This is a genomic window from Cobetia sp. (assembly GCF_983723665.1).
Genome location: NZ_CFDJES010000063.1, coordinates 1 through 5,043, shown reverse-complemented (window position 1 = coordinate 5,043; position 5,043 = coordinate 1). Strand labels below are relative to the sequence as shown.

The 5,043-nt window shown below is 63.4% G+C and carries 5 protein-coding genes and 1 tRNA gene; 2 read left to right on the top strand and 4 right to left on the bottom strand.

Annotated features, from left to right (window positions below; genetic code table 11):
* Positions 1–36: 36 nt before the first annotated feature.
* From proB to rplU, 4 genes are all read right to left on the bottom strand, one after another.
* Positions 37–1,218 carry a glutamate 5-kinase gene (proB, locus tag AC4FAH_RS08195; RefSeq protein ID WP_225347391.1) on the bottom strand — a complete coding sequence of 394 codons (1,182 nt, stop codon included), beginning with the start codon at positions 1,216–1,218 and terminating at the stop codon, positions 37–39.
* A 203-nt stretch (positions 1,219–1,421) separates the two neighbouring features.
* Complete coding sequence (cgtA, locus tag AC4FAH_RS08190) at positions 1,422–2,618, bottom strand: Obg family GTPase CgtA (RefSeq protein ID WP_043335967.1); 1,197 nt, start codon at positions 2,616–2,618, stop codon at positions 1,422–1,424.
* 125 nt (positions 2,619–2,743) lie between these two features.
* Positions 2,744–3,001 carry a 50S ribosomal protein L27 gene (gene rpmA, locus AC4FAH_RS08185; protein WP_043335969.1) on the bottom strand — a complete coding sequence of 86 codons (258 nt, stop codon included), beginning with the start codon at positions 2,999–3,001 and terminating at the stop codon, positions 2,744–2,746.
* 33 nt (positions 3,002–3,034) lie between these two features.
* The gene (gene rplU / locus AC4FAH_RS08180) at positions 3,035–3,346 is read right to left on the bottom strand and encodes a 50S ribosomal protein L21 (RefSeq protein ID WP_043335971.1); all 312 of its coding nucleotides are present in this window, start codon (positions 3,344–3,346) and stop codon (positions 3,035–3,037) included.
* A gap of 283 nt (positions 3,347–3,629) precedes the next feature.
* Here rplU and ispB point away from each other — a divergent pair, with 283 nt between their 5' ends.
* Together ispB and AC4FAH_RS08170 are read left to right on the top strand one after the other, a co-directional pair.
* The gene (gene ispB / locus AC4FAH_RS08175; protein ID WP_131432825.1) at positions 3,630–4,619 is read left to right on the top strand and encodes an octaprenyl diphosphate synthase; all 990 of its coding nucleotides are present in this window, start codon (positions 3,630–3,632) and stop codon (positions 4,617–4,619) included.
* A gap of 242 nt (positions 4,620–4,861) precedes the next feature.
* Positions 4,862–4,938 (top strand) — tRNA-Pro (locus tag AC4FAH_RS08170).
* Positions 4,939–5,043 lie beyond the last annotated feature (105 nt).

Sequence of the window (5,043 nt, the reverse complement as noted above, 5' to 3'; positions counted from 1 at the left end):
CCCAGGCACAGAGCCAGGAAGCAGGCCTCATGGGTGCTACAGCACGATGAGGTTGTCGCGGTGGATCAGTTCCGGCGCCTCGATATAGCCCAGCGTCGCCTCGATCTGATGACTGGGCAGGCCGAGAATCCGTCCGGCATCTTCGGCGCTGTAATTCACCAGCCCCTTGGCGATGCGCTGGCCGGATTCATCGACGCACTGCACCAGATCACCGCGCTTGAAGGCGCCCTCGATCTTCCTGACGCCCACCGGCAACAGGCTGGAGCCACGCGTGGTCAACACATTGACGGCGCCGGCATCCAGCGTCAGGGTGCCGCGCACCTGCAGCTGCCCCGCGATCCAGCGCTTGCGCGCCGCGATCGGCGCATGCTCCGGCAAGAGGAGCGTGCCGAAGCGCTCACCGGAAGCCAGCCGGGTGATCACCTCGGGCTGACGACCAGAGGCGATCACGGTCAATGCGCCACTGCGCGCCGCCAGACGCGCCGCGCGCACCTTGGTCGCCATGCCACCACGGCCGAGCACGCCGCCACCGCCGGCCACCTTGACCAGTATCGGGTCATCGGCCTGGGCTTCCTCGATCAGGCTGGCCGCCGGATCATGACGCGGGTCGGCATCATAGAGGCCTTCCTGATCGGTGAGCAGCAACAGCGCATCGGCCTCGAGCAGGTTGGCGACCAGCGCGCCGAGGGTGTCGTTGTCGCCGAAGCGGATCTCGTCGGTGACCACGGTGTCGTTCTCGTTGATCACCGGCACCACCCGCAGGTCGACCAGGGTGCGCAGCGCCGAGCGTGCATTCAGGTAGCGCTTGCGGTTGGAGAGGTCATCGTGGGTCAGCAGAATCTGCGCCGTGGTCAGGCCATGACGATGAAAATGCTCTTCATAGCACTGGGTCAGACCGTTCTGACCGACCGCCGCTGCCGCCTGCAGCTCATGCACACCACTGGGGCGTGCCGTCCAGCCCAGCCGCGACATGCCGACCGCGATCGCCCCGGAGGACACCACGATCACCTCGACACCCCGCGCGTGCAGCGCCGCGATCTGATCGACCCAACGGCCGATGCCGGCATCATCCAGCCCGCGGCCGTCATCGGTCAGCAGCGCACTGCCGATCTTGACCACCACGCGTCGTGCATTGGCCAAGGCCTCGCGCCCCGTCTGAGTACCCAGTTCCGCCACTTCCGCCACCTTCTGCTCCGACACCGCGCTCTCTCCTGTCATGTAATCCCTCGCCCGGCAGGCTCTGCCTCCCTGCTTGCCATTGTCTGCTCCCGCCAGCCCGCTGTCATCACTCCTCGCCGGCCCCGACAACGAAAACGCCCCGCCGCGAGACCATGAGGTTCGGGGCGGGGCGTGAATCGCGAAGCGGGTCGCTCGTCACTCAGTGGCTGCCGCGCAGGACAGCCACCGGACGAACTGAGACCTCAGGGCGCGTATTCGACTTCGACGTCGTAATCGTCGTCATTGAAGTCGTCATCGTCCTCTTCTTCGTCATCCTTCTTGCGCTTGCGACGTGTCAGGCGCTCTTCAGCGCGCTCCAGCGACTCGTTCTCCATGCGCGCCAGCAGGGCGGCATGTGCCTCGGCAGCTTCCGGATCTTCCGCCAGCTGCAGGCGTTGCTCGCCCAGCCAGCGGTGAGCGGCCTGCACCAGCTCCTGAGTGCCGATACCGCTGGCCGCGGAGACGACGAACAGCTCGCCCTCCCAGCCCAGGCGCTCGACGAGGTCCTTGACCATCGCGTCGCGATCGTCCTCGGGCAGCAGGTCGATCTTGTTGATCACCAGCCAGCGCGGCAGCTCCGTCAGTGCCGCGGAGAAGTTCTTGAGCTCCTTGAGGATCGCCTCGACCGCATAGGCCGGGTCGCTCTCGTCAAAGGGCGCAATATCCACCACGTGCAGCAACAGGCGCGTACGCGTCAGGTGCTTGAGGAAGCGCAGACCCAGGCCAGCGCCGTCAGCAGCGCCTTCGATCAGACCGGGGATATCGGCCATCACGAAGTGCTGGTGGCTACCGATCTTCACGACACCGAGGTTCGGCACCAGGGTGGTGAACGGGTAGTTGGCGACCTTGGGCTTGGCGGCGGAGACGGCGCGGATCAGCGTCGACTTGCCGGCATTCGGCATGCCGAGCAGACCGACATCTGCCATCACCTTCATCTCGAAGCGCAGGTTGCGACGCTCGCCCCAGGTTCCCTTGGAGGTCTGGCGCGGCGCGCGGTTGGTCGAGGACTTGAAGTGGATGTTACCCAGACCACGACGTCCGCCCTGCGCGACCAGCAACAGCTGACCGATTTCCGTCACGTCACCGATGATCTCGAGGGTTTCCTCGTCGATCACGGTGGTGCCGACCGGCACCTTGACGATCAGATCCTCGCCCGCCTTGCCTGCCATCTGGCGGCCTTGACCGGCATCGCCGCTCTCCGCCTGATAGTAGCGCTGGAACTTGAAGTCGATCAGGGTATTGAGGGAGTCATCCCCGATCAGGTACACACTGCCGCCGTGCCCGCCGTCGCCCCCATCGGGACCACCGCGCGGCACGTATTTCTCACGGCGAAAACTCAGGCAACCATTGCCGCCACGTCCGGCCTCTACAATGATCGACGCTTCATCAAGGAACTGCATGCTGCTCTCTCCTGACGACGACCCGGGCCGTCATGCGACAAAAAAGCCCCGCCTGAGCGGGGCTTCCTTGCAGACTGCCATGCGACACCGGGGCATCGAGCAGTCTGCGTAAGCTGTCAGACGTTTCAGGCAGAAACGATGCTGACGAACTTGCGGTTCTTCGGACCCTTGGTCTCGAACTTCACGTGGCCGTCGGCCAGCGCGAAGAGAGTGTGGTCCTTGCCGATGCCGACGCCAGTACCAGCGTGGAAACGGGTGCCGCGCTGACGCACGATGATGTTGCCGGCGATAGCCGCTTGGCCACCGAACAGCTTCACACCAAGGCGCTTGGATTCAGAATCGCGACCGTTGCGGGTAGAGCCCGCCGCCTTCTTATGTGCCATTGGATAATTCTCCTATGGTGGGTAGCGCTGCAATTAAGCAGAGATACCAGTGATCTTGACTTCGGTGAACCACTGACGGTGGCCCGCACGACGCATGGAGTGCTTCCGGCGACGGAACTTGATGATGGTGACCTTGTCGCCACGGCCGTGAGACACGACCTCGGCAGAAACCTTGGCACCTTCAACCAGCGGAGCGCCGACCTTGATGTCGTCGCCTTCAGCGACCATCAGGACTTCGTCAAACTGGATAGCTTCGCCAGTCGCGACTTCAAGCTTCTCGAGCTTCAGGGTCTGGCCTTCCTGAACGCGGTACTGCTTGCCACCGCTCTTGATAACTGCGTACATGATTCTCTCCATCGGACTCATCAAGGGTGTGCTCTTGGGTGGCCTGCTGCGAGTGGCGCCCCTTCTGGAGCCATCTGACAGGGAGCGGGATGAGTCACGGCCGCGTATTATAGCGCCACGTGCCGCGACCGACAAGCAATGTCAAGGTTTACGCGACCAATCGGCCGCCAGCCAGCGTCCTTGCGCGGGTGCACGCCTTGACGGCCATAGGGGTGCCCCATAGCATTACCGCCAAACGGCACGCCACGGCGGCCTCACCTCTCGCTACGGGCACGACGATCTCATGCAAGCCGACGCATCGACCCTTCACGCGGCAGTGGCAGATGACTTCGCCGCCGTCGACCGCACCATCCTCGCGCAGCTCGAGTCGCGCGTGCCGCTGGTCCAGACCATCGGTCAGTACATCATCCAGAGTGGTGGCAAACGCCTGCGCCCGGTGCTGGTGCTGCTGGCAGCCCGCGCGCTGGGTTATCAAGGCGAGAAACACGTTCATCTGGCCGCGCTGATCGAATTCATGCACACCTCGACCCTGCTGCACGATGATGTCGTGGATGAATCCAGCCTGCGGCGTGGCCGCTCCACCGCCAATGACACCTGGGGCAATGCGCCTTCGGTACTGGTCGGTGACTTCCTCTATTCGCGCTCCTTCCAGATGATGGTCGAAGTCGGCTCGATGGACGTGATGGCGATTCTCTCCGCCGCCACCTGCACCATCGCCGAGGGCGAAGTCCTGCAGCTGACCAATATCGGCAATGCCGACATTGATGAAGCCGCCTACTTCGAGACCATCCACGGCAAGACCGCCATGCTGTTCGAGGCGGCCGCACATGCCGGCGCGATTCTGGCCAGGGAAACCGACGACACCGTCACCCCGGCACAGGTCAGCGCGCTGCAGAACTATGGCCGCTACCTGGGCCTCGCCTTCCAGCTGATCGATGATCTGCTCGACTATCAGGGCGATGCCGAGACCATGGGCAAGAACGTCGGTGATGACCTGGCCGAAGGCAAGCCGACCCTGCCGTTGATTCGCGCCATGCAGGTCGGCAGCCCGGCCCAGGCCAGTCTGGTGCGCGGCGCCATCGAGAAAGGTGGACTGGAGCAGCTCGACGAGGTACTGGAAGTGGTGCGCCTCACGGGGGGCCTCGACTATACCCGCAGCCGTGCTCAGGAGATGGCCGACAACGCCCTGAGCGAGCTCAAGGCACTGCCGGAGAGCGAATTCCGCGACAGCCTCGAGCGCATCGCGCTGTTGAGCGTCGGCCGCCAGGCCTGATACCCGCATGACGATGGCCTGCCTGGCAGGTCGTCAGCCAGTGGGTCAGTCAATCCATCATGACAGCAGAAAACCGCCGCCAACGTGGCGAGAAGCGCTGGCAGAATGAGGTGAAGAGAAGCGCGCTTCTCGACAGCGGAATTGCCCCTTGAGACTCAGATAAAACTTTTTGACCTCAAGGGCTTGCAAAGCAAAGCTGCCTGCGTATAATTCACCTCCGTCGAGACAAGCTCACGACGCATCGGAGTATAGCTCAGCTTGGTAGAGCGCTGCCTTCGGGAGGCAGAGGTCGTAGGTTCGAATCCTGCTACTCCGACCAGATATATGAAAAAGCCGCTGATCACTGATCAGCGGCTTTTTTGATGCTGGAAGGTTTTTCCTGCCTCACAAGCCTGCTTCTGCTTGCTCGCGTCTGCGACGCGCT

Bases quoted from the DNA above. Each gene is read 5' to 3' on its own strand.
- proB (WP_225347391.1), bottom strand. From the start codon at position 1,218: ATGACAGGAGAGAGCGCGGTGTCGGAGCAGAAGGTGGCGGAAGTGGCG.
- cgtA (WP_043335967.1), bottom strand. From the start codon at position 2,618: ATGCAGTTCCTTGATGAAGCGTCGATCATTGTAGAGGCCGGACGTGGC.
- rpmA (WP_043335969.1), bottom strand. From the start codon at position 3,001: ATGGCACATAAGAAGGCGGCGGGCTCTACCCGCAACGGTCGCGATTCT.
- rplU (WP_043335971.1), bottom strand. From the start codon at position 3,346: ATGTACGCAGTTATCAAGAGCGGTGGCAAGCAGTACCGCGTTCAGGAA.
- ispB (WP_131432825.1), top strand. From the start codon at position 3,630: ATGCAAGCCGACGCATCGACCCTTCACGCGGCAGTGGCAGATGACTTC.